Origin of the sequence: Dorea longicatena, assembly GCF_024168045.1 — a bacterium.
Lineage (GTDB): Bacteria > Bacillota > Clostridia > Lachnospirales > Lachnospiraceae > Dorea_A.
This window is the reverse complement of record NZ_CP100126.1, coordinates 178,588-200,934: the sequence shown is the minus strand read 5'-3', so window position 1 is coordinate 200,934 and position 22,347 is coordinate 178,588. Positions and strand designations below refer to the sequence as shown.

General features: G+C 42.0%; 18 protein-coding genes and 1 pseudogene. 6 read left to right on the top strand and 13 right to left on the bottom strand.

The window, feature by feature from the left end; all coding sequences use genetic code 11:
- Positions 1-94 precede the first annotated feature (94 nt).
- From NKF87_RS00925 to NKF87_RS00910, 4 genes are all read left to right on the top strand, one after another.
- Entirely contained in the window at positions 95-982 is an 888-nt protein-coding gene (locus tag NKF87_RS00925) for a DegV family protein (protein WP_055284944.1), read from the top strand.
- Between the two features lie 71 nt (positions 983-1,053).
- A complete protein-coding gene (locus NKF87_RS00920) occupies positions 1,054-1,932 on the top strand; it encodes a DegV family protein (RefSeq protein ID WP_117598590.1) in 879 nt (292 codons plus the stop codon).
- 93 nt (positions 1,933-2,025) lie between these two features.
- Positions 2,026-2,712 carry a helix-turn-helix domain-containing protein gene (locus tag NKF87_RS00915; protein ID WP_055284358.1) on the top strand — a complete coding sequence of 229 codons (687 nt, stop codon included), beginning with the start codon at positions 2,026-2,028 and terminating at the stop codon, positions 2,710-2,712.
- Positions 2,712-3,605: an IS3 family transposase gene (locus tag NKF87_RS00910; RefSeq protein WP_226851847.1), complete on the top strand. Its 894-nt coding sequence runs from the start codon at positions 2,712-2,714 to the stop codon at positions 3,603-3,605. The genes NKF87_RS00915 and NKF87_RS00910 overlap by 1 nt, the downstream gene beginning before the upstream one ends.
- Positions 3,606-3,707: 102 nt before the next feature.
- Here the strand turns inward: NKF87_RS00910 and NKF87_RS00905 are convergent, their stop codons facing one another.
- The 3 genes from NKF87_RS00905 to NKF87_RS00895 form a co-directional block, all read right to left on the bottom strand.
- Positions 3,708-5,204, bottom strand: coding sequence for an alanine/glycine:cation symporter family protein (locus NKF87_RS00905; RefSeq protein WP_117598354.1), 1,497 nt, complete (start codon positions 5,202-5,204; stop codon positions 3,708-3,710).
- 235 nt (positions 5,205-5,439) lie between these two features.
- Positions 5,440-6,384, bottom strand: a complete 945-nt coding sequence (locus NKF87_RS00900; protein ID WP_207731582.1) for a DMT family transporter — start codon at positions 6,382-6,384, stop codon at positions 5,440-5,442.
- 16 nt (positions 6,385-6,400) lie between these two features.
- Positions 6,401-7,678: a serine dehydratase subunit alpha family protein gene (locus NKF87_RS00895; protein ID WP_117598389.1), complete on the bottom strand. Its 1,278-nt coding sequence runs from the start codon at positions 7,676-7,678 to the stop codon at positions 6,401-6,403.
- A gap of 174 nt (positions 7,679-7,852) precedes the next feature.
- Between NKF87_RS00895 and NKF87_RS00890 the strand changes: the two genes are divergently transcribed.
- The gene (locus tag NKF87_RS00890; RefSeq protein ID WP_117598355.1) at positions 7,853-8,725 is read left to right on the top strand and encodes a LysR family transcriptional regulator; all 873 of its coding nucleotides are present in this window, start codon (positions 7,853-7,855) and stop codon (positions 8,723-8,725) included.
- 92 nt (positions 8,726-8,817) lie between these two features.
- Here the strand turns inward: NKF87_RS00890 and NKF87_RS00885 are convergent, their stop codons facing one another.
- From NKF87_RS00885 to NKF87_RS00840, 10 genes and pseudogenes are all read right to left on the bottom strand, one after another.
- Positions 8,818-9,744 (bottom strand): exonuclease domain-containing protein, encoded by a 927-nt coding sequence (locus NKF87_RS00885; RefSeq protein WP_117598356.1) that lies wholly within the window; start codon positions 9,742-9,744, stop codon positions 8,818-8,820.
- Positions 9,745-9,887: 143 nt separating this feature from the next.
- Positions 9,888-11,534 (bottom strand): glycoside hydrolase family 13 protein, encoded by a 1,647-nt coding sequence (locus tag NKF87_RS00880; protein WP_117598390.1) that lies wholly within the window; start codon positions 11,532-11,534, stop codon positions 9,888-9,890.
- 76 nt (positions 11,535-11,610) lie between these two features.
- Positions 11,611-12,462 (bottom strand): AraC family transcriptional regulator, encoded by an 852-nt coding sequence (locus NKF87_RS00875; RefSeq protein ID WP_117598357.1) that lies wholly within the window; start codon positions 12,460-12,462, stop codon positions 11,611-11,613.
- An 8-nt stretch (positions 12,463-12,470) separates the two neighbouring features.
- Entirely contained in the window at positions 12,471-13,793 is a 1,323-nt protein-coding gene (locus tag NKF87_RS00870; RefSeq protein ID WP_117598358.1) for an MATE family efflux transporter, read from the bottom strand.
- A 156-nt stretch (positions 13,794-13,949) separates the two neighbouring features.
- Positions 13,950-14,274, bottom strand: a pseudogene (locus NKF87_RS00865) (recombinase family protein); the annotation flags it as partial.
- A gap of 15 nt (positions 14,275-14,289) precedes the next feature.
- Complete coding sequence (locus NKF87_RS00860) at positions 14,290-15,339, bottom strand: ORF6N domain-containing protein (RefSeq protein ID WP_055283867.1); 1,050 nt, start codon at positions 15,337-15,339, stop codon at positions 14,290-14,292.
- A gap of 80 nt (positions 15,340-15,419) precedes the next feature.
- Complete coding sequence (locus tag NKF87_RS00855) at positions 15,420-15,698, bottom strand: helix-turn-helix domain-containing protein (protein ID WP_055283868.1); 279 nt, start codon at positions 15,696-15,698, stop codon at positions 15,420-15,422.
- 364 nt (positions 15,699-16,062) lie between these two features.
- Positions 16,063-17,466, bottom strand: a complete 1,404-nt coding sequence (gene rlmD / locus NKF87_RS00850) for a 23S rRNA (uracil(1939)-C(5))-methyltransferase RlmD (RefSeq protein ID WP_173791782.1) — start codon at positions 17,464-17,466, stop codon at positions 16,063-16,065.
- Positions 17,467-17,468: 2 nt separating this feature from the next.
- Entirely contained in the window at positions 17,469-18,410 is a 942-nt protein-coding gene (locus tag NKF87_RS00845; RefSeq protein ID WP_117598366.1) for a 3'-5' exoribonuclease YhaM family protein, read from the bottom strand.
- A gap of 73 nt (positions 18,411-18,483) precedes the next feature.
- On the bottom strand, positions 18,484-19,773 hold the full coding sequence (locus NKF87_RS00840; protein ID WP_226853843.1) for a S1C family serine protease: 1,290 nt from the start codon (positions 19,771-19,773) through the stop codon (positions 18,484-18,486).
- A 157-nt stretch (positions 19,774-19,930) separates the two neighbouring features.
- Between NKF87_RS00840 and NKF87_RS00835 the strand changes: the two genes are divergently transcribed.
- Positions 19,931-22,309, top strand: a complete 2,379-nt coding sequence (locus NKF87_RS00835; protein WP_117598367.1) for an endonuclease MutS2 — start codon at positions 19,931-19,933, stop codon at positions 22,307-22,309.
- Positions 22,310-22,347 lie beyond the last annotated feature (38 nt).

The window sequence follows — 22,347 nt, the reverse complement described above, 5'->3', positions numbered from 1 at the left end:
GAATTTCCCCCGAGAAAATGGTACAATTTTTACCACTTGGAGTATACATGAATATTCTAAATATAATAAAACAACAGGGAAGGAAACATGCATTATGAGGGATTACATCATCAGCTGCTGCTCGACAGCAGATCTTACGGAGGAACATTTCAAAGCACGTGACATATCTTACATCTGTTTTCATTTCGAACTGGATGGCAGGGAATATGCCGATGATCTTGGAAAATCTATCCCATTTGATAAATTTTATGCTGCAATGGCCGCCGGAGCCGATACAAAGACTTCACAGGTCAATGCCGAGGAATTCGAAGAATATTTCGAGCCCTTCCTGAAAGCAGGAAAGGATATCCTGCATGTCACACTTTCTTCCGGACTCTCTGGAGTTATCAATTCCGCAATGATTGCAAAAGAAAGTCTTGAAGAACGTTATCCTGACCGCCGGATCCTGATCGTGGATTCTCTTGGCGCATCTTCCGGATATGGACTTTTGATGGATAAGCTGGCGGATCTGCGTGATGAAGGCAAGTCCCTGGACGAAGTCTTCCGCTTCGCTGAAAAGCACCGGCTGAACGTACATCACTGGTTCTTCTCCACCGATTTGAAATTCTACGTAAAAGGCGGGCGCATCTCGAAGACAGCAGGTGCGATCGGCGGTGTACTGAACATCTGCCCGCTCCTTAACATGGATAACCTGGGACGCCTGATTCCACGATATAAGATTCGCACAAAGCGAAAAGTTATCCGTGCCATTGTCGATAAGATGGCAGAATATGCCGATCATCAGACCGACTATACAGGGAAATGCTACATTTCTCATTCCGGCTGTTACGAAGATGCGAAGGCCGTTGCTGATCTGGTTCAATCCCGTTTTCCATATCTGAAAGAAAAAGTGGAGATCAACAATGTGGGAACAACGATCGGAAGCCATACAGGTCCGGGAACCGTTGCACTGTTCTTTTGGGGTGACACACGAACAGAATAAAATATTTGCTATCAAGAATATTTATTCTGTAACTGATAGATAGTAAAGAGTACAAAAGGAGGTTTTCTCTTATGAAAACAGCTGTTATGACAGACACAAACAGCGGAATTATGAAAGCAGAAGCTGACTCGATGGGAATCTTTCTGATTCCTATGCCAGTCATTATCAATGATGAGACACACTATGAAGGAATCGATCTTACCGAAACTTCTTTCTATGAAAGCCTGACAGGCGGAAAGAATGTATCCACATCCCAGCCTTCGCCCGGTGATCTGATGGATCTTTGGGATGACATCTTCGAACAGGGTTATGACGAGATTATCCATATCCCGATGTCCAGCGGACTGAGTGCTTCCTGTTCTTCAGCTATCAGCCTTTCTGCTGATTATGAAGGCAAGGTACAGGTTGCAGACAATCACAGGATCTCTGTCACACAGAGAGAATCTGTCATGCATGCAAAAAAGCTTGCAGAAGCCGGAAAATCAGCAAAAGAAATCAAAGAAATATTAGAGGCCGAGGCTTACAATTCCAGCATCTATATCGCTGTTGACACGCTTGAATTTCTGAAAAAGGGCGGACGTGTTACTGCTGCCGGTGCCGCTCTCGGAAGTGTTCTGAACATCAAACCGATCTTGACAATTCAGGGTGGCAAACTGGATGCTTTTGCCAAGACCCGCGGTATAAAAAAGTGTAAGCAAAAAATGGTCGAGGCATTAAAGAACGACCGTGAGACACGTTTTAAAGATACAGACGACAGACATATCCTGATTGGTGCTGCCGGTTCTAACCTGACAGAAGAAGAGGCTGCGGAATGGAAACAGATGCTTGTAGACGCATTTCCGAACTCTTATGTATATTACGATTCGCTTTCATTCAGTATCGGATGTCATATCGGGCCGAAGGGATATGGAATGGGTATCAGTATTTGTTCGGAAGATTATGACAACTAACAACGTATACAATACCCCCCCCCGGGAGACATCTTGATATGCTACCCTCATATAGGACAATGAAATATAAAAGTCCTATATGGGGGTATTTTCATGTTCAGAAAGAGTAAGATAGAACCAGTAGAAAAAGTAAAAATAGTCGAACGCTACCTTGCAGGAGAAATTGGCATACAGCAAGCAGGAAAAGAATTGGGAGTTGATCATCATAGTATTCGAAATTGGATTTCTATTTATCAGTATGATGGACCAACTGGATTATTCAATCAACCGAAAAACAAATCTTATTCAAAAGATTTAAAAATATCTGCTATAAATGATTATCTTAACGGAGAAGGATCTCTTCAGGATATTTGCACAAAATACGGAATTCGTTCACACAGACAGCTTTCCGATTGGATTAAGGTGTATAATTCTGGTGGAATATTAAAAACATCCACTGGAGGTGCTTACATGAAAAAGGCAAAGAACACTACACTTGATGAGAGATTAAAAATAGTAACAGATTGTCTTGCAAATGATAAGAATTATGGTGCAATGGCACTCAAATATGATTGTTCCTATCAACAAGTTCGCAATTGGGTAATACGATACGAAAAGATGGGTCAAGCGGGTCTAGAAGACAGACGTGGACGTCGTATAGCTTCTCTTCCAAGCAGAACACCTGAAGAAGAGCTACGTGACAAGATAGCTGAACTGGAAAGAAGAAATCTAGACTTACAAATGGAGAATGATCTGTTAAAAAAAGTCAGAGAACTGGAAAGGAGGGGTCGCTATCTTTAATCCATCGGTTAGCCGAATATGAAGCCATCCAAAAACTATCGTCTACTAAGCATTATCCCATAGATAGACTTTGTAAATATCTTAATGTTACACGTTCTGCGTATTACCGCTGGGGAAAATATCCGAAAAGTAATAATGAACTTCGAAACGAAAGACTATCCACTGAAATCCAAAGGATTCATCACCAGCATCCAGATATGGGATACCGAAGGATTCGTGATGAATTAGATGGACATAAAGGAATTCATGTGAATGATAAACGAGTACTTCGTATTTGTAGGAAATACGATATAAAATCAAATATTAAATGGAAACCTAAGAGTTGTACCAGAGGAGACAGAAATCCTGATCACATAGCAAAAAACTATTTACACCGTGAATTTCACGCCGAAAAACCGAATGAAAAGTGGCTTACAGATGTTTCTGAATTTAAATACTACAACGGAATAGAAGTTCATAAAGTTTATCTGAGTGCTATTTTAGATTTATATGATAGAAGGATTGTTTCCTTTAAAATCAGCGATCATAATGATAATCCATTAGTTATGGACACGTTTGATGAGGCTGTTCGTCAGGAGCCAGATGCACACCCATTAGTTCATTCTGATCGAGGCTTTCAATATACAAGCGCACAGTTTTATACTAGATTAAAAAAACATCATATGAAGCAGAGTATGTCTAGAGTTGCCCACTGTATTGACAATGGACCAATGGAAGGGTTTTGGGGAATTCTAAAACGAGAAATGTATTATAAACAGCGTTTTAATGACAGAAGCTCTTTGATTACTGCGATAGCTAATTACATAGATTACTACAACAACCAACGACTTCAAAGGAAACTGCATGTAATGACACCAATGAAATATCATGAGCAATATACAAAAGCAGCATAAAATATCGCCAGCCATAGCATGGCTGACGATACAAAAATTTATTATTTTTTATTGTCCTCTTGACGGGGAGCATACCATCTCCCAGGGGTTATTTTTTATGACTTATTTATCATTTTCAATATATTTCTTATTAATGTCTTTCCACATTTCTGTGTCTACACCATCCCATGTAAGTTTATCCGGATTATAGTATGGATCTTTCTTTTCTTTCATCTGTGATTCATAGTCTTTGTAAAGTGCTATTACCTTTGGTGATAGCAAAAGAACAACCAGCATATTTACCCATGTACAGCTTCCAAGTGCCAGATCCGATAAGTTCCATGCGATATCTGATTCCAGATTACCCCAGATAAAGATCAGAACAGGCATTGCGATTCTCATGATCCAAGTAACAACTTTACGTATTTTCGCTTTGGAATCACCCTGGAACAGGTACATAGCTGCTGTCTCTGCTTCGTAATAGTAACTGATCAGACAAGTGAACGAGAACAATGCCAGCATGATCGCAATAAATGTAGGTGCAATCTTGCCCATAACAGTCTTACATGCCAGCTGCACAAAGATCACTCCATTTGTTCCTGCTGCTGCAAGTGCAGGAAGTTCTGCCGAACCACTGCCAACATATCCATTCGCTGTGTTGAAGCAGTCTGTTAACAGGATCATCAGTCCCGATGCGGTACAGATGATAACCGTGTCAAGCCATACACCTGCTGCATTCGCCATACCCTGTTTTACCGGATGACTTGTCTCTGCTGCTGCGGCTGTAGGAGAAGCTTCACCCATACCGGATGCACTTGAGAATGTACCTCGCTTAACACCCTGTTGGATGATCACACCGATTGTTCCACCGAAAACTGCATTCTTGGCAAATGCTGCCGTTACAACTTCTTTGATCAGTCCAGGTACTGCTGTAATATTCATTACAATGATTACAATTGCTGCGATCAGATATACAGTTACCATAAATGGTACAATCATAGATGCAATTGCGCTGATACGTTTCACACCACCGATAACCACAACCGCAAGAATCAGGGCAATCACTAATGCACTTACCCACATTGGAATCTTGATCGCATTGTGGAATCCGTCACAGATTGTATATGTAGCTGCTGCAGGCATAAATACAGAAGTTCCGATCATCAGAATCATAGCCATGAATGCACCATATTTCTTCCAGCCAAGTCCTCTCTCCGCACAGTAAGCTCCTCCGCCACGATACTGTCCGTCAATTCTTGTTTTATAAAGAACTGACAACGTACACTCTGCAAAACATACTGCCGAGTTGGTCATACCTGCAAGAATCATCCAGAACAATGCTCCCGGACCGCCCATGTAAATCGCCACTGCAACTCCGGCTACGTTACCTGTACCGACACGCATTGCCATGGTCGTACAAAATGAACCAAATGCTGAAATTCCCGAATCAGAATCCTGCTTATCGATGATTCTGCTCCACATATCCTTAAAATGTACAAACTGGAAACCGTGTAATCTGATTGTAAAATATAACCCACTTCCTACAATCAGTATCAGCATTCCAACGCCCCAGATGTAACTATTCAGGAAATTCACAACGTTGTTTAAACTGTTTAACATATGATATCCTCCATATCCTTTTGATTTGTTAATTTTATCACAATATTTTTGAAAAATCAACAAATTATTCACAATTGTAGATATGTTTTTGGAATTTTTTTGTTTATTTTTACGCATTTATGCATTATATTATTAATTTTTATACCTCCACGCATTGTTTTTCTTGTTAATTTCAAGACAAAAGTCCTCTCGGGAATATTACTCTCCCGACAGGACTTTCTGTAATCTTTTTATATCATTTTTTCTTCTTTGGCAGCGACAAGATGATCACACCCGCTATAATTCCGACAAATCCTGCCAGATCCATTCCCGAAAAAGCCACATGCATAAAGAGTACCGACATCACCGTTGCTGTCAGCGGCTCAACCGATGCAAACAGACTTGCCTTGGAACCTCCGATCAGACGAACCCCTTCCATATAACAGCTAAAGGACATTACCGTACCAAATATGATCACGACTGCAATGCAGCCGATACACTGCCAGTCCAAAAGGATATCTCCCGTCATCGTCCATGGCTGCACAAATGGTGTCAGACCGATTCCACTGATCAGCATTCCCCAGCCGACCATGGAAAAGGTTCCATAGATATCCATCATATTACCCGGTACGAGATTATAAAATACCGTTGCGACTGCTGAAGCAAGCCCTAATACTAATGTTGTCTTTGACACACTCAATTGCGTAAGATTGCCGTGCGTTGCCAGAAGAACCGTTCCTCCAAATGCCAATACCAACGCAAGTATCTCATTTCCCTCAGGCAGTTTCCGGTTTCTGATTGCCAGAAGGACCATAATCATAACCGGTGCCGTGTATTGCAGGACTGTCGCAATTCCGGCATTTGAATCCTGTACCGCCATATAATACGTCATCTGACATCCTGCAATACCGATCACTCCATACACCAGCATACGGAACACATGTCTTTTATTTTTCCAGATACGGAAGATTCCATTCTTCTGCACCATATATGCTCTCATCAGCAAAATAATCCCTGCTATGATCAGCCGGACATTAACCAGCCACGGTGCCATCACTCCTTTGTATTCAAACGAATATTTGCCAAATACTCCGGCGAGTCCCCACAGAAAGCCACCCGTAATCGTCAGTGCAGTTCCTCTTACGATCTCTTTCCGGTCCAGCCTGTCCGAAAGCTGTTCCTTGGATACACTGCTTCCCAAGCTATCACTTCCTATCTTAATCTTCAATCATCATTTTAATGATTTCTTCATTCGTCTCACGCATACCTTCTTTTCCGAGACGTCCGACATTTCTCAATGTCGCCTCTACACCTTTTGTCACGATTCCATCCCCGCCATAAAATTCCTGACCACGGATATACATATTATATCCAAGGATTCCGGCATCTACTGCCGATGCAATCTTTGCCGCACAGGATGCTTTCGCGCCATCGCAGACGATACCTGATACGATTGCCAGTGCATTGACAACCGTATGGATCACTTCCTCATATCCTCCGCCGCAAAGGTAGGCGATACCTGCTCCCGCTCCTGCTCCCGCATTAACCGCACCGCAATATGCTGACAGACGACCGATCGGTGTCTTCTCATGGATTGCTGTCAGATTGGAAAGTGCAAGTGCACGGTAGAGTTTTTCTTTTTCTACGTTCAACTCCTCCGCATATACCATGACCGGTACCGATACCGTAATTCCCTGATTCCCACTTCCGGAATTGATCACAACCGGAAGTTCACAGCCATTCATACGGGCATCGGATCCTGCTGCCGCCATCGCTTTTGCCCGGGTCTTTACATTGTCATCATCCATATCAAGAAGTACTTTTCCTATATTGGCACCATAATCCCCGCGGATTCCTTCTTTTGCAATTGTATAATTATACTCCATCTGTCTGTCAAGAACTTCTTTAATCTCTTCTACGTCTACTGTATTGATAAAGTCCCAGATATCTTTCATATTTAAAAGACTTCTGTCTGTAAGCCCTTCCTCTTCTTCACCCTTGACTTCTGATTCTTTTACAACTTCCCCATTGTGCTCGATCAGCACAATGTTGGTATGATAATTTGCAATCCTTACTTTTGCATACTCATCTCCGTGATATAACGTGACTACAATGTCAAATGTGATACCCTGATCCAGATGTTCAACAGTGATTGGTGTATTCTCTAAGAAATCTTTGATTTTTGCCGAATCTTCCTCTGTCGCCTCTGCAATTACTTCCAGTTCTTTGTCCGGATCTCCTGCCACGATTCCTGCGGATACTGCGGCTGGTATCCCTTTCAGATGATTGGTATTCGGAACGATCACTGATTTTACATTCTTAATAATACTGCCACTTGCCCCAATGACAACTCTGTCCGGCAGACATCCGAGTTCTCTTCTGGCTACCGCTGCCGCATAAGCCAGCGCAATCGGTTCCGTACATCCCATTGCAGGATGTAATTCTTCTTTTAAAATCTGTATGTACGCCTGATATTTTCGATTTGTCTTTTCCATCTCTCTTTTGTATTCCTTTCTTCTATCTATAATACCATAAAACAATTTTTTCTGAAAACGCATTTTATCTTGTTTTTCTCACTTAGACACTGTATCATCAAATAAACGATTCGTAAAATTTAACTTTTTTATAAAATGATTAAAAATATTTTATGCAAGAAGAACGGAGGAATTATGGATTTTCGTGAAATAAACACATTTATACATGTTGCCAATCAGGAAAGTTTTTCAAAAGCCGCCGATGTTCTCGGTTACACACAGGCTGCCGTCAGTATCCAGATCAAACAGCTGGAATCCGAATTAGGCACCCGGCTTTTTGACCGGATCGGCAAACACATTTCCCTTACACATCAGGGAAAAGTATTTTATCAGTATGCTCTGCGCATCACCAGTGAGATTGAAGAAGCAAAAGATGTACTCTCCGGATCCCAGGATCTGAATGGCACACTCAGGATCGGAACGATCGAGTCGATCTGTTCTTCTATTCTGCCGGATATCCTGTCCAGATATCATGCACTTCACCCTGCGGTTGAGATCAGTATCATCACAGATTCCCCGGAAGCTCTTCTTGATATGATGAATAAATCCTGTGTAGATCTCGTCTATTTTATGGATAAACGTATGTACGATCCGAAGTGGGTCAAGATCTTAGAAGAACCGGAAAATATCATTTTCGTTGCAAGTCCGGATCATCCTTGCACAAAAAAAAGTCCTCTGACATTAAATAAAATTATCAGTGAACCTTTTATACTTACCGAAAAAGATGCAAGTTACCGTTTTATTCTGGATCAGTATCTTGCTGCATATGGTCAGGAAATCCATCCACGGGTGGAATCCAGCAGTACCGACTTCATCATTCAGCTTCTGTTGAAAAATGAATTTTTATCTTTTGTTCCTCAGTTTACTGTACAGAATCAGATTGCACAGGGGATCCTGACCCCCATACCGGTCAGTGATTTTGATCTGCATATCTGGCGGCAGATTGTATACCACAAGGACAAACTTCTGACACGGGAGATGAAAGCATTCTTCCAGCTGGTGCAGTAACATTGGAGAAGGGCAGGTTTCCCTGCCCTTCAAACTGTTTTACCGATTTCCGTCAATCTGCAATTTCGCTTAAAATTATCTGTTAATTTCCTCTATTTATCGTTTTTATCACGAATTACTTTCCCTGTTTTTGCATTCTCTTTTTGGATATATTCTTCTAAAGTCGGAAATGCCATTGCTTCCCCGGTACACATTACCAAAAGATCATCCCGGAGTGCTCTTGCTTCTACCGTATCCACTTTTCCAAGTTCTTTCAGCAGGCTAAGACTCTTTTCCTGAATCCCTTCCGATACATCATCCCATTTTTCACGGAATCTGCGCAGCCTGTAGTATACTTCTTTCTCCGATGTATACTTTTTCATAATCTGTAGCATATGCTCTGAACAGCCTTTCAGATCAATGTGTCTGATGATATTTTTCAGATCTACCGCATCGTCCAGCGCATTGTGGCTGACTTCTGTTCCGAGTCCGCAGATGATCTTCAGACTTCCAATCCCCGCACTTTGCAGATCCAGCTTTGCCGAATAGGTTCCTTCTATATCCTTGATCATACGAAGGATTCTGTTCACGATCTTTCTGGTCCGTTTCGATATGTCCTTACGATATTCCAGAAGATCCCGCTGTATCACATACTTATCCGGTCCCCATACATAGATCCTTGATACTTCCCACGCTTCCAGCTGCTCTGCGACTTCTTCCATCACAAGTTCATAATCCGGGGCACTTAAGAGATCTTTCCGCTCTATCCCGGTCATCTCCTGGAACCGGTCATGCAATTTATCTTCTGCATAAATATAGGAATGAAATCTTGTTACTTCTTCAAAATTCTTTCCACAGACTACAAACCCAACCGACACAAGCTTTGCCGGCGGTCCTCCTTTTATCTGGGATGTTAAGAATTCCGTATCCAGGAACGCAACCATCTCGTTGTCGAGTTTTTCTGCGATATTAGGTGTGCTTTGTTTTTTATTTATATTTTTATTTATGCTCTTCTTTGGTTTTTTCCTGATCTTTGCCAATGAAACCACTCCTTGTCATTTCGTTTTGTTCCTTTTGAAATGATACAGGGTGTGAAGGGATTTTGCAAGTATCTTTATTTCTTCCGTTTTATCCAAGATTCTCCGGTTATGTTGTACTCCTCAATTACTCTGTCAAACGGGAACTATCCTGCTTTCACAATATTCGCAGCAGTTCCAATTATCACCGCCTCATATGGACGCAATACATTTCCTTCTCTGTCATCCTCATAATTCCGAATCCAGACTTCCCCATCTTTCCACTCATCAAGCAATGGGCAGCTAACTTCCTCATCCGTAAAGTTTGCACATACCAGCATCTTTGTATGCTCATCTGTTCTCGTATAGGTAAAAATCTTCTCATCTTCCGGCAGAAGAAGGTCAAATTTTCCATCCACAAATACTGGATTTTCTTTTCTTAAACGAATCAGCTTCTGATAATAGTAAAATACCGAATTTTCATCTTCCAGTGCCTCTTTGGCATTGATCCTGATATAATTTGGATTCACGGTAAACCATGGTTCTCCTGTTGTGAAGCCTCCGTTCTCCTCTCCGCTCCACTGCATTGGAGTGCGGGCATTATCACGGCTTCTTGCGTAGATAGACTGCATGATTTCTTCTGGCTGATATCCTTTTTCCAGGCGCTCTTTGTATATATTCAATGTCTCAATATCTTCATATTCCTCAATGCTGTCAAACTGCACATTCGTCATTCCCAGCTCTTCTCCCTGGTAAATGTAAGGAGTTCCCTGCATTCCATGAAGCATTGTCGCCAGCATTTTTGCCGACTCTTTTCTGTATTTTCCGTCATTTCCCCAGCGCGACACGATTCTGGGAAGATCATGGTTATTCATGAACAGGCTGTTCCATCCTGTCTGATATAAAGTATTCTGCCACTTCGCAAGGCATTTTTTCAGCTTAACCATATTTAATGGAATAGTATCCCATTTTTCCTTTCCTTCTTCCTGATCAAGCATAATATGCTCAAACTGGAAAACCATGGAAAATTCACTTCCATCCGGATTGCTATATTTCTTTGCAATTTCCGGTGTTGCTCCCCAGGCTTCTCCAACAGTGATCATATCACCCTTCTGAAATGTTTCCCTGCTTAATTCACGCAGAAATTCATGCAGCTTTGGTCCATTATTTGTAATCTTAAGATCTGGCTCTTTTGCAATCTGATCGATCACATCCAGACGAAATCCACCTGCACCTTTTTCCATCCACCAGAGAATCATATCATAGAGTTCTCTTCTCACTTTCGGATTCCCCCAGTTCAGATCCGGCTGTTTCACTGAAAACTGATGAAAATAATACTGCCCCAGTTCTGGAACCCACTCCCATGCCGGTCCTCCGAACGCAGAATTCATATCATTTGGATAAACACCCTCTTCTCCGTCACGCCACACATAATAATCATGATACGGATTGTCTTTACTTTTCTTTGCCTCCAAAAACCATCTGTGTTCATCAGAAGTATGATTCAACACAAGATCCATCATAATTCGAATTCCGCGTTTCTTCGCCTCCGCAAATAACTGTTCCATATCTTCCATTGTTCCGAACATCGGCTCAATATCCTGATAATCTGAAATATCGTATCCATTGTCATCCTGTGGCGAACGATACACCGGTGAAAGCCAGATTGCATCTATTCCAAGTTTTTTCAAATAATCCAATCTGCTGATAATTCCTGGAATATCACCAATTCCATCTCCATCCGAATCTTGAAAGCTTTTCGGATAAATCTGATATACAACTGCATTTCTCCACCATTTATTCTTATTTCCCATACTCATTCTCGATATCTCTCCGGCAGATTTTCTGATTCTACCGGGATATCCTCTCCTTTCTAACCATATACCTGGCTTATTTTTTTCTATATTTTAACGGAGAAACTCCATATGTTTTTTTGAAGCTTCTGATAAAATAGCTTACATTCTGATATCCACTCTGCATTGCAATCTCTGTAACAGGAATATCCGTATCTTGTAACAGCTGTTTTGCATGCTCTAACCTTAAATGTGTTATATATTGCGAAAGGGTAATATGAAAATGTTCCTTAAAATATCGCGATATATATTTTTCCGAAAGATGAAACTGCTCACTAAATTCTTTTAATGATATCTTTTCCATAAAATTCTGCTGTATATATGAAATCATTTCTTTTTCTATCGTATTTCTCCCGCTTTTATCATTTTCGATTACAAAGCCCCTCTCCCACATTTCAAGAATAAATTGTAAAAGAATTATTTTTGTCTTTATCTGAGCAGTTATTATGGACTCAGTTTTCTTATTTTTTGCCACATATATTTCAACCAACTGCTCACATAGTTCTTTTGCTGTATCTTTTACTCTTGGACTTATCATCAGATGACCATTTTTTAACGGCTCCAGTAATTTATCATCCAACATGTCATTTATACAAAAAGATATGTATTTTAACGGAAAAAGGAAAGTAAAATAATCCACTGTACCAGTCTGTGAACCCATAAAATGCAGATTGCCCGGCGACACTACAAAAGCATTCCCGGGGGTTCCAATATAATTTTCTCCTGATATACTAACAGTCAAAAAACCGCTTTTTACATATATAATTTCCAGTTCATCATGCCAATGAACCGGTATCTGAAATGATCGTCCTTCATTTTTTATATGATATGTACTAAACGGATCATCCTTTGTACCATGTGGTTTATTTTCCTTTAATTCAAAGTACATAATCTCTCCTATACTTCTACAAGACCTTTACTTTTCCATTTTCCACTCTTCCATCTAAGTACCATTCCCACAGCTCTCGCACATTCGTCACCTGCCATAGCAATATATGCTCCTACAGCCAGAAGTCCCATGTGTATTCCGAGAAAATAGGTTCCGCCAACTGCAAACAAATACATAAATATCGCACCTAATATAACCGGAAAAAGTGCGTCTCCGCTCGTTTTTAACGCCTGCCCATATACAAGGTTTGTTACCCTTCCAAGTTCAAGAAATATATCTACTATTAACAACTTTACCACAAGATTTATCATCTGTGAATCATCAGTAAATATATGCACGATAAAATGTCCGGCAAATGCAAAGGTCACGGAAAAGCATGTCGCTGTGATGATAGCATATATCGCAGCTTTTCTCGTCCCCCTGTTACATTCCTCAAACTCTTTTGCTCCAATTCTCCAGCCGGTCATAATTGCATTTGCCTGAGCAAGGGCAGCTCCCACGCAATACGAGAAATTTGCAATCTGTACAGCATATGAACGCGCTGTAACATTCATTCCGTCCACATCCATCTGATTCATAAAACGCACTATAAATGTCATTGCGATGTTGTAAAGTGCTGTTTCAAGCGCAGAAGGAAAACCAATCTTAACAATCTGTGCAAATATCTTTCTTGATGTAATCCGCTCAGGACTCTGTTTTGCTTTTATAAGTACAGCCCCCATGCCGGCTACAATAATAAGATTTACAACTCTCGAAATAACCGTGGCAACAGCAACTCCCATCACACCCCAGTCGAATGCAAATAAGAATACTGAATTAAGTATTATATTGAGAACATTTCCAACAACAGTTCCTATCAAAGAATGTTTTGTATATCCAAACACTCTCAAATAACTGGAGAAAATAGGAATCAGTGCATTTAAAAAACATGCACCGCCAACAATTCTAAGATATATTTCAGCCGGCTCAAGCAAAGCCGGAGCAATACTTACGATTCTAAGTATCCCACCAGAAAAAGTAGCAAGAACGACAGACATTACGATACCTATCAATGCGTTGAATATAAGTCCAAGTTGTCTTGCCTGATATGCTATCCCCGGTCTTCCGGCTCCGATATTTTGTGACATAACGGCTATCATACCCGATGATATTACTCCAAACATAATAATAAAAACACCTATATATGTATTTGCTGTTCCCACTGCTCCTACAGCCTGATCACTTACAGATGATAGCATAAGCGTGTCAACCATACCTGAAAGCATATAAAATAAAGTTTCTAAACATATTGGCACAGATAGCTGTGTTAATGTTTTTCTTTCAGTTTCCATAGTTTTCTCCTCACATAGAATTCAAGAATACTATATCAATAATACGATATATTTCTATGTAATTCTTGTATAATATCATGTGAAAATTGCACTATTTCTACTCAATACTCTCGTATATAACAACACTGCTTCCTTTAATCTCTGGAACTCCTTTATTAAGTACAACTTGAACACTGGACTGATAGCAGACGCAAATTCAAAAGCAATATCTTTATGTGCGAATATTCCGCCGTATTTACCTCGCTTAATGGTCTGAGCACGAATGTTCTCATGTTCAATCTCTGCCACTGCTGACAGAACAGATATCATTAGCTTCCCGGCATCTTTAGATGAATCAATTCCATCCTCTACACAAATCAGATTCACACCAAAATTCTGCATATTTCCTAAGTTTGTCCTTCTGTGCCTCCAAGCTGTAACCCTCAACCTGAATTGCTGTTGATACACGAGTATATATATAGCATTTTGTTTTCTTTTCCAATACATTCACTTCCCTCTATTGTGGTAAAATCAACGTTGGGTTTTTTAACAGTGTGGCAATAACCGGGGCATATTTAGATATTCCATAATCTTCAACAATACTGGTTATTCTAGCGCCTGCATCCTTTGATGAAGCACCACATAAGAAAACTCTTTCATCATCAGTTCCATAATCCAACACTATAAATCGATCATGAAATATACCACCTGTCTTTTTCATTGATATTTTTACGGATGGATATTCTTTGCAAAAATCCGTAAATTCTATATTATGAAGTTTATTATTGCCAACATTATCGCTGAATAAGGTAATATTTACTCCTGTAGGAGAATTTTTAAGATGTACCAGCGTTCTTAATCCAATATAATTGTCAACGACATATATTGACGACTTTGCCTGCTTATAGATGGACTCATATACCTCATCTGCACTACTAAATTTTGCATTAAACATGAGCCACTTTTCATCATCATCTGAAACAAAGCTGTTCATCATATCCGCCAACTCGGATTTGGTCACAACATCCTTCAAGCCTTCTGCAACATCTGAAATCTGCTTTTCAAGAGATATCATATCTGAGTTGATTTTGTTAATTTCTATTCTGTTGTTAGCAGTTTCCATGCTTAACTGAAGAATTTCCCGCTGACCTATAAGATCACGATTTTCTAATATGTAATCTTTCATTTTCTTAAAGGTTCTTATTAATGCCTTGCTCTGCTTAACAGCCAACGGTCCTTTCAAGACAGTCATCAACATATATAATCCTTGCTCTGTAAATACATGAGGATTATAACGACTTTTTGAACTTATATTTGCGGTACAATTTTTGTACCGCAAATCTTCTAATTCCTCATCTGTCAATTCAAACATAAAATCTTCATCAAATTTTTCAATATTATTTTTTACCTGTCTATTAAATCCCTTCGTATCATAGCCATATATCTCTGCTAAATCAGCATCAAGCAATACCCTTTTACCCCTAATTTTATACAGTTTTTCTTTTAGATATTCTTCTGTTACTTCTATTACTGCAACATCGATTTCTTTCTTTTTATCTTCTGCCATAAAACTCCTCCATCCATTTTGCGGTCAAAAAAATTGTCCGCAACTCTCATATTACATATTGCTGACGTCAGTAAAATGGTCTATTCCTCTTTTTTCTTCATTTTGTCATAATACGCTTTATACCTATAAATCGTCCGCTCACTGACATTGTTCCGCTTCGCAATTTCTATCATCGTCATACCACTCTCATATCCAATGACAAAATCATTATAAATTGCCATCCATTTGGCGTTATGTTTCTGCCGCCCGCTTAATTTACGATTTCTGTAATACTCCAATTCCTCCCGAAGTTCTGCATTCTCTTTTTCCAACTCCTCAATTCTTTTTAACGCCTCTTCAAGTGTTACAGATTTCTCCATTATCCTGTCCTCCGTTCATGTCATTTTCATTTTGTCTATATTATATATATCTGTGTTTCTTTAGTCAATCCGATTATGTCATGTTGCGTCATTTTTTACAATATCTTTCATACAATCGAAATACCGCTGATATCGTTTACAGGCTAACATTGCAGACCTACGTGCATGATACTGAAAAGATGGTTGGACGTTCTGTTGATCTCTTTGAAAAAACAACACAAGCAAAAACGTCATAAATAAAATATTGGGAGTGAATCCGCTGATTGTTCAGCGTGTTCACTCCCTTTTCTTTGTTCAGTAATGATTTTAAAAATTGCGGTGGCAAATGGGTGGCAAATAGACTGAACCACACCTATAAAACCGCCTATTTCCGTGATAATAAGCACACAGTTTCCACGTGCACCGTATGCGGAAACTGATCCACCGGCGTCACATCCTTAAGTTCATATCCATTTGCTCTTAAGAACTTCACATCCCTCGCAAGCGTTGCACTGTCGCAGCTTACATACACGACTTTCTCTGGCTGCATATCCACGATCGTCTGAAGCAGGGATTCCTCACAGCCCTTTCTCGGCGGATCGACCACGATCACATCAGCGTGCGCCGTCTCTCCGTTATGTGTCTTTTCATATTCTTTATAATATTCCGGCAGAACTTCTTCTGCCTTGCCTACATAGAATTCCGCATTCGTAATATCATTGATCTTCGCATTATTCCTTGCATCGTCAATGGCCTGCGGTACGATCTCTACACCATATACCTGCTTTGCTTTCTTCGCAAGGAACAGGGAAATGGTTCCGATTCCGCAGTACAGATCCCACACTGTCTCATTGCCTGTAAGACCTGCATAGTCCAGTGCCAGTCCGTATAACTTCTCTGTCTGGACCGGATTCACCTGGTAAAATGACAGAGGGGAAATCTGATACTTAATCTCACCGATATAGTCTGTGATGAACTCCTGCCCCCACAGAAGGCGGATCGTATCGCCCATGATCACATTCGTCTTCGCCGTATTCGAGCTGAGTGTGATGCTTGTCATGCCCGGAATCTGTCGGAGACGTCCGACCAGATCATGGCAGTGCGGAATGGTCTTTCCATTGATAACCAAACACACCATGATCTCATCCGTTTTAAATCCGTAACGGAGCAGCACATGGCGCACCAGTCCCTTATGTTTCACTTCATCGTATGCCGGAATTTCAAATTCTTCCATAAAATCCAGGATACAGTTCAAGATCTCTTCATTCACTTCCACACCAAGTACACAGTCTGTATTCCCGATAATACTGTGTGTTCTGCCGGCATAGAATCCGGCGGTCACTTTGCCGTCTTTGTCTGTCCCAATCGGAAACTGTGCCTTATTACGGTAGCGGAACGGCTGCATCCCTTCCTCGTCCATGCCGACAACCGGATGCATGATCTGATCCAGAAGTTCACCCGGAACTTCTCCGATCCGCTCCAGATTGCCGCGTACCTTAGATTCTTTAAATGCAAGCTGTGCCGGGTACTTCATCTCCTGTATCTGGCATCCACCACATTTTCGCGCCATCGGACAGACCACTTCCTCTATGCGGTCCTTCGACGGAGTCAGGACATTCATCAGGCGGGCATAGCCGTAATTCTTCTTGGCTTTCATAACCTTTGCCTCTACGACATCCCCTATAATGGCATCTTTGATGAACAGTGTATACCCGTCCACCTTGCCGATGCCTTCTCCTCCGACTCCGATATCTTCAATTTTAACCTTTACTAATTCATTCTTCTGCATCATTAAATAACTGTCTTTCTGATATTTGATTCAAACAGGCGGTTATATCCCAGCCAGTCATTACTTTTTTTATCTTTGAATAACTCTGTCAGGGTCTGCATCTTCGCATCTGCATTGTCGGCAAGATTCAGAGCCATCGCCTCGGCAAGTGCCGGTTTCTTCGGGGAACCGTATTCCAGTTCTCCGTGATGCGCAACGATACAGTGTTTTAATTCGTTCGCAAGTTTCTCTGGAAAATCCGGAATATTGCGGACTGCATCTCCGATCATCTCCACACCGATCACGATATGTCCCAGAAGCTGTCCTTCGTCTGTGTAATCATTTTCCGGGAAAGATGACAATTCCTTCGTCTTTCCGATATCGTGACAGATTGCCGCCGTGAAAAGCAGATCCTTATTCAGGATCGGATATGCCCCCACCATGTAATCACAGAACTTCACTACACTCAGTGTATGTTCCAGAAGTCCTCCGGCAAACCCGTGATGTACCGTCTTCGCGGCCGAATGTCCCTTGAAATTACGGATAAATGTCTCGTCTTTTATAAAATAATGATCCAGTACTTGTCTCAAATACTGGTTGTCTACTTTCTTAATGTATCCAAGCAGTTCCTCATACATGCCATCTGTACTTTTCTCTGTTGTCGGCATATAATCGGCAGCGATGTATTCGCCTTCCTGCACCTTTCTGATCTGCTTGATATTCATCTGCAGATTATTGTTATAGCTGATGATCTCACCATATACCTCAATGAAATCCAGCTCATCATAGTCTGCGATCCCGCCGGAATTCGGATCCCATACTTTTCCGTCCAGTGTTCCGGTCTTATCCTGAAGGATCAGATTATCATACGGTCTTCCGTTTCTGGTCTCCGCCGAACGCTTTCCTTTACACAAATATACATTTCTGATCGTTTCCCCTTCGTGAAGGGTATTGATATATCTCATCTTATTTCCTCTTTCTATATTCTATATCTTTATTTTACAACTGTCCCGGCACCAAAACATCCAGTCCGGCAGACTACTCCTTACTTCCGACTGTCACGTCAAAGGAAATGTCCACATAACCACCGGATCCCTGTCTCTGTCCTTTGAGTCTGATCTTACTGCCGCTTTTCTGGTCCCGCAGTACACTCTGGTAGGCTGATAGTGATGTTATCTTCTTCCCTGCTGCCTCCGTAATGATATCTCCACTCTGGATCCCTGCTGCCATTGCCGGTGAATCCGTCTCTACGGTCCGGACATACACGCCTTCGGGAATTCCCTGCGCTTCGATTTCTGCCGTCACATCCAGTCCACGGATGCCGATATATGGCACCGCCTGACCGTTGGATAACAGTTCAATCTCTGATTTCAATCCTGAGATCCCATAACCAGTCACCAGTTCTTTGCTGCTGTTTCCGGATATGCCCTGGTCAATAATTCCAACCACTTCGCCCGACAGGTTGATGATCACACCTGTCCCGTCCTCTGCCGCACCAATGTCTGTACAAAGAAGCGGATAACTTCCGTCATCACCGTCCAGTTCATTTCTGCTGCTCGCAATTGTTCCGAATCCAACCGCTCCCGCATAACCGAACGGTTTTCCGAGAACCACCGCAGCATCTCCTTTCTGTACCGAACCGGAACTGCCAAGAGTTGCAATACTGATCTGCTGCCATGTTGACTGCGCGATGCTGCTTTTGGCTACAGCATAGATCGCAAATCCAAGACTTTCATCCTTCTTCTTCACAGAAGCCTGCTTCGTTGTCCCATCCGCGAATCTGATATGGATCTCTTTTGTATCTCTTAATATAGAAGTCTTTCCGTATATCAGAAGTTCCTGGCCATTATCCGCAATGATCAGTCCGGACACACTGTTCTTATTATCATAAGATTCTTCCGTCCAGTCCTGCTCTCCCGAGATACCGATGACCTCAACTACCGATTTTGCGGCTTCGGATGCTACTGAATTCATTGCTTTCTGAAGTTCTCTGTAACTGTCAATGCCAAGCGTCTGTACTGTACTGTCATTGCCGGTATCTGCAGTGGTTTCATCCGACTTTTCTTCCTCTTTTTCTTCCGGTATTACAACTTCCTGTGAATCTCCGGGAAACTTTTCATCCAGCCATGGCCTGAGCGCAGAAAAACTAATACAGGCACACACACCGAACGCCACTCCAAGTCCTGCGATCCGAAGCAGATCTTTACGGTACTTTTTCCCGCGGCTGTTCTCATCTTTGATTGTTTCCTGCATAAATAAATACTCTGATTTTTCAGTTTTATTTCCAGGTTCGCCCTGTTCATTTTTCAGATGTTTCTGCTCATCCATCAGCTCTTCCGTCTCCTTTACAATCCTTTTTATAGTATACCGTATGGAATGGGAATGTTCAATATTATCCTTTTCTTTATAGCGTAAATAAGGTAGAATAGTTACTGACCAGAATTACTGTACATACAGTAACATAGAATAGATCCAGGTGAAAAACATGAATAAAAAAACATTAACGAAATTAGAATATCATAAAATTATTGACATCTTAATAGAACAGGCAACCTCTTTCGGCGGCAAAGAACGCTGCAAAAGATTGAAACCCATGACATCTCTTCCGGATATCAATACTGCACAGGAACAAACTGCCGCCGCATTTACCCGTATCATCAGGAAGGGGCGCCCTTCTTTCGGAAGCTGCAACCCGGTCGGGGAATCTTTAAAGCGTCTGGAAGTCGGTGCAGCTCTTGGAAGCGGGGAACTCCTGCGCATCTGCAAGCTTTTGGAAAATGCAGGGCAGATCAAAGCCTACGGCCGTCATGAGACTGTAGACGATGCGGAAGATTGTCTGGATATATTTTTCCAGCAGATTGAGCCGCTGACACTGATCAGCACCGAGATACGCAGATGTATCATTGACGAAGATGAGATCAGCGATGATGCCAGCAGCACTCTGAAGCAGATCCGCCACTCCATGAACCAGATCAACGATAAAGTACATTCTACCTTATCTTCTCTGGTCAATGGTTCACTCCGCACCTATCTGCAGGATTCGATCATCACAATGCGCGGGGACCGCTACTGTATCCCGGTCAAAGCCGAATACCGGAGCCAGGTATCCGGTCTAATCCACGATCAGTCTGCCACGGGCTCTACCCTGTTCATCGAACCAATGTCTGTTGTAAAACTGAATAATGACCTGAAAGAACTTTACGGCAAAGAGCAGGAAGAGATACAGATAATCCTTGCACGCTTGAGTGCCGATGTCGCAGAATATACAGAGTCCATCCGCACCGACTATAAAATCATGACGGAACTGGACTTCATTTTCGCAAGAGGAAACCTTGCAATTCTTATGAACGCAAGTAAGCCTGTCTTCAATACAAAGGGAAAAATCCATATCCGCGAAGGACGTCATCCTCTGTTAGATAAAAAGAAAGTCGTTCCGATCACCGTCACTCTCGGTGACACTTTCGACCTTCTGATCGTAACCGGACCAAACACCGGCGGTAAGACTGTTTCCTTAAAAACGGTCGGATTATTTACCCTGATGGGACAGGCGGGACTTCATATCCCTGCACTGGACCGTTCGGAGCTGGCTCTTTTTGAAAATGTATATGCCGATATCGGAGATGAACAAAGTATTGAGCAGAGCCTCAGTACCTTCTCCTCTCACATGACGAACATCGTCTCGTTCTTAAAACATGTAGATGAACATTCTCTGGTGCTGTTCGATGAGTTGAACGCAGGAACCGACCCTACTGAAGGTGCCGCTCTCGCAATCGCCATCTTAAGCTATCTCCATCAGCGAGGGATCCGCACCATGGCAACTACTCACTACAGTGAGCTGAAAGTCTTCGCTCTTTCCACACCAGGTGTTGAGAATGCCTGTTGTGAATTTGATGTCGAGACGCTCAGTCCGACTTACCGTCTTCTGATCGGTATCCCGGGAAAGAGTAATGCGTTTGCCATCGCAGGAAAGCTTGGCCTTCCTGATTACATCATCGATGATGCCAGAACACACCTGACCGAACAGGATGAATCCTTCGAAGACTTGTTGACCGATCTCGAGACAAGTAAGCGTACTATCCGGAAAGAACAGGAAGAAATCGAGCACTACAAACGTGAGCTGGAACGTCTCGAAGAAGAGACCCGTCAGAAACGTGACAAATTAGAAGAACAGCGCGACCGCATCATCCGTGAAGCCAATGAAAAAGCGCATGAGATTCTGGCCGATGCCAAGGAAACCGCCGATGAGACGATGCGTAACTTCCACAAGTTCGGCAAGGCAAATATCTCCGTTGCCGAGATGGAAAAAGAACGTGAACGTCTCCGCAAGAAAATGAATGCCACACAGAATTCCATGAAGACGGATGCGAAAAAACCGAAAAAGACTTACAAAGCCAGTGATTTCAAGTTAGGTGAATCCGTTAAAGTACTCAGCATGAACCTGACCGGATCTGTCACTTCACTTCCGGATGCCAAAGGGAATGTCACCGTGCAGATGGGAATCTTGCGCTCCACAGTCAATATTTCCGATCTGGAGATCATTGACGAAGCGCCGGCATATTCATTTACCGGAAGAACTCGTCAGACCGGCAAAGGTAAAGTTAAAATGGGCAAATCCCTTGCGATCAGTCCGGAGATCAACCTTCTTGGAAAAACGGTCGATGAGGCGGTTGCCGAACTGGATAAGTATCTGGATGATGCATCGCTTGCACATCTCAGTTCCGTAAGAATCGTTCACGGAAAAGGTACCGGAGCCTTAAGAGCCGGCATCCACAAATATCTAAAGCGGCAGAAACACGTCAAATCATTCCGTCTTGGGGCTTTCGGCGAGGGTGACGCAGGCGTAACCATTGCCGAACTGAAATAAAACAAAAAATGCATCTGCATATGGGAGGCGTATACATC

What these genes read in the sequence shown, in the direction of transcription:
- NKF87_RS00925 (WP_055284944.1), top strand. Translation starts at nt 95, where the DNA reads ATGAGGGATTACATCATCAGCTGCTGCTCGACAGCAGATCTTACGGAG.
- NKF87_RS00920 (WP_117598590.1), top strand. Translation starts at nt 1,054, where the DNA reads ATGAAAACAGCTGTTATGACAGACACAAACAGCGGAATTATGAAAGCA.
- NKF87_RS00915 (WP_055284358.1), top strand. Translation starts at nt 2,026, where the DNA reads ATGTTCAGAAAGAGTAAGATAGAACCAGTAGAAAAAGTAAAAATAGTC.
- NKF87_RS00905 (WP_117598354.1), bottom strand. Translation starts at nt 5,204, where the DNA reads ATGTTAAACAGTTTAAACAACGTTGTGAATTTCCTGAATAGTTACATC.
- NKF87_RS00895 (WP_117598389.1), bottom strand. Translation starts at nt 7,678, where the DNA reads ATGGAAAAGACAAATCGAAAATATCAGGCGTACATACAGATTTTAAAA.
- NKF87_RS00890 (WP_117598355.1), top strand. Translation starts at nt 7,853, where the DNA reads ATGGATTTTCGTGAAATAAACACATTTATACATGTTGCCAATCAGGAA.
- NKF87_RS00880 (WP_117598390.1), bottom strand. Translation starts at nt 11,534, where the DNA reads ATGGGAAATAAGAATAAATGGTGGAGAAATGCAGTTGTATATCAGATT.
- NKF87_RS00875 (WP_117598357.1), bottom strand. Translation starts at nt 12,462, where the DNA reads ATGTACTTTGAATTAAAGGAAAATAAACCACATGGTACAAAGGATGAT.
- NKF87_RS00870 (WP_117598358.1), bottom strand. Translation starts at nt 13,793, where the DNA reads ATGGAAACTGAAAGAAAAACATTAACACAGCTATCTGTGCCAATATGT.
- NKF87_RS00860 (WP_055283867.1), bottom strand. Translation starts at nt 15,339, where the DNA reads ATGGCAGAAGATAAAAAGAAAGAAATCGATGTTGCAGTAATAGAAGTA.
- NKF87_RS00855 (WP_055283868.1), bottom strand. Translation starts at nt 15,698, where the DNA reads ATGGAGAAATCTGTAACACTTGAAGAGGCGTTAAAAAGAATTGAGGAG.
- rlmD (WP_173791782.1), bottom strand. Translation starts at nt 17,466, where the DNA reads ATGCAGAAGAATGAATTAGTAAAGGTTAAAATTGAAGATATCGGAGTC.
- NKF87_RS00845 (WP_117598366.1), bottom strand. Translation starts at nt 18,410, where the DNA reads ATGAGATATATCAATACCCTTCACGAAGGGGAAACGATCAGAAATGTA.
- NKF87_RS00840 (WP_226853843.1), bottom strand. Translation starts at nt 19,773, where the DNA reads ATGGATGAGCAGAAACATCTGAAAAATGAACAGGGCGAACCTGGAAAT.
- NKF87_RS00835 (WP_117598367.1), top strand. Translation starts at nt 19,931, where the DNA reads ATGAATAAAAAAACATTAACGAAATTAGAATATCATAAAATTATTGAC.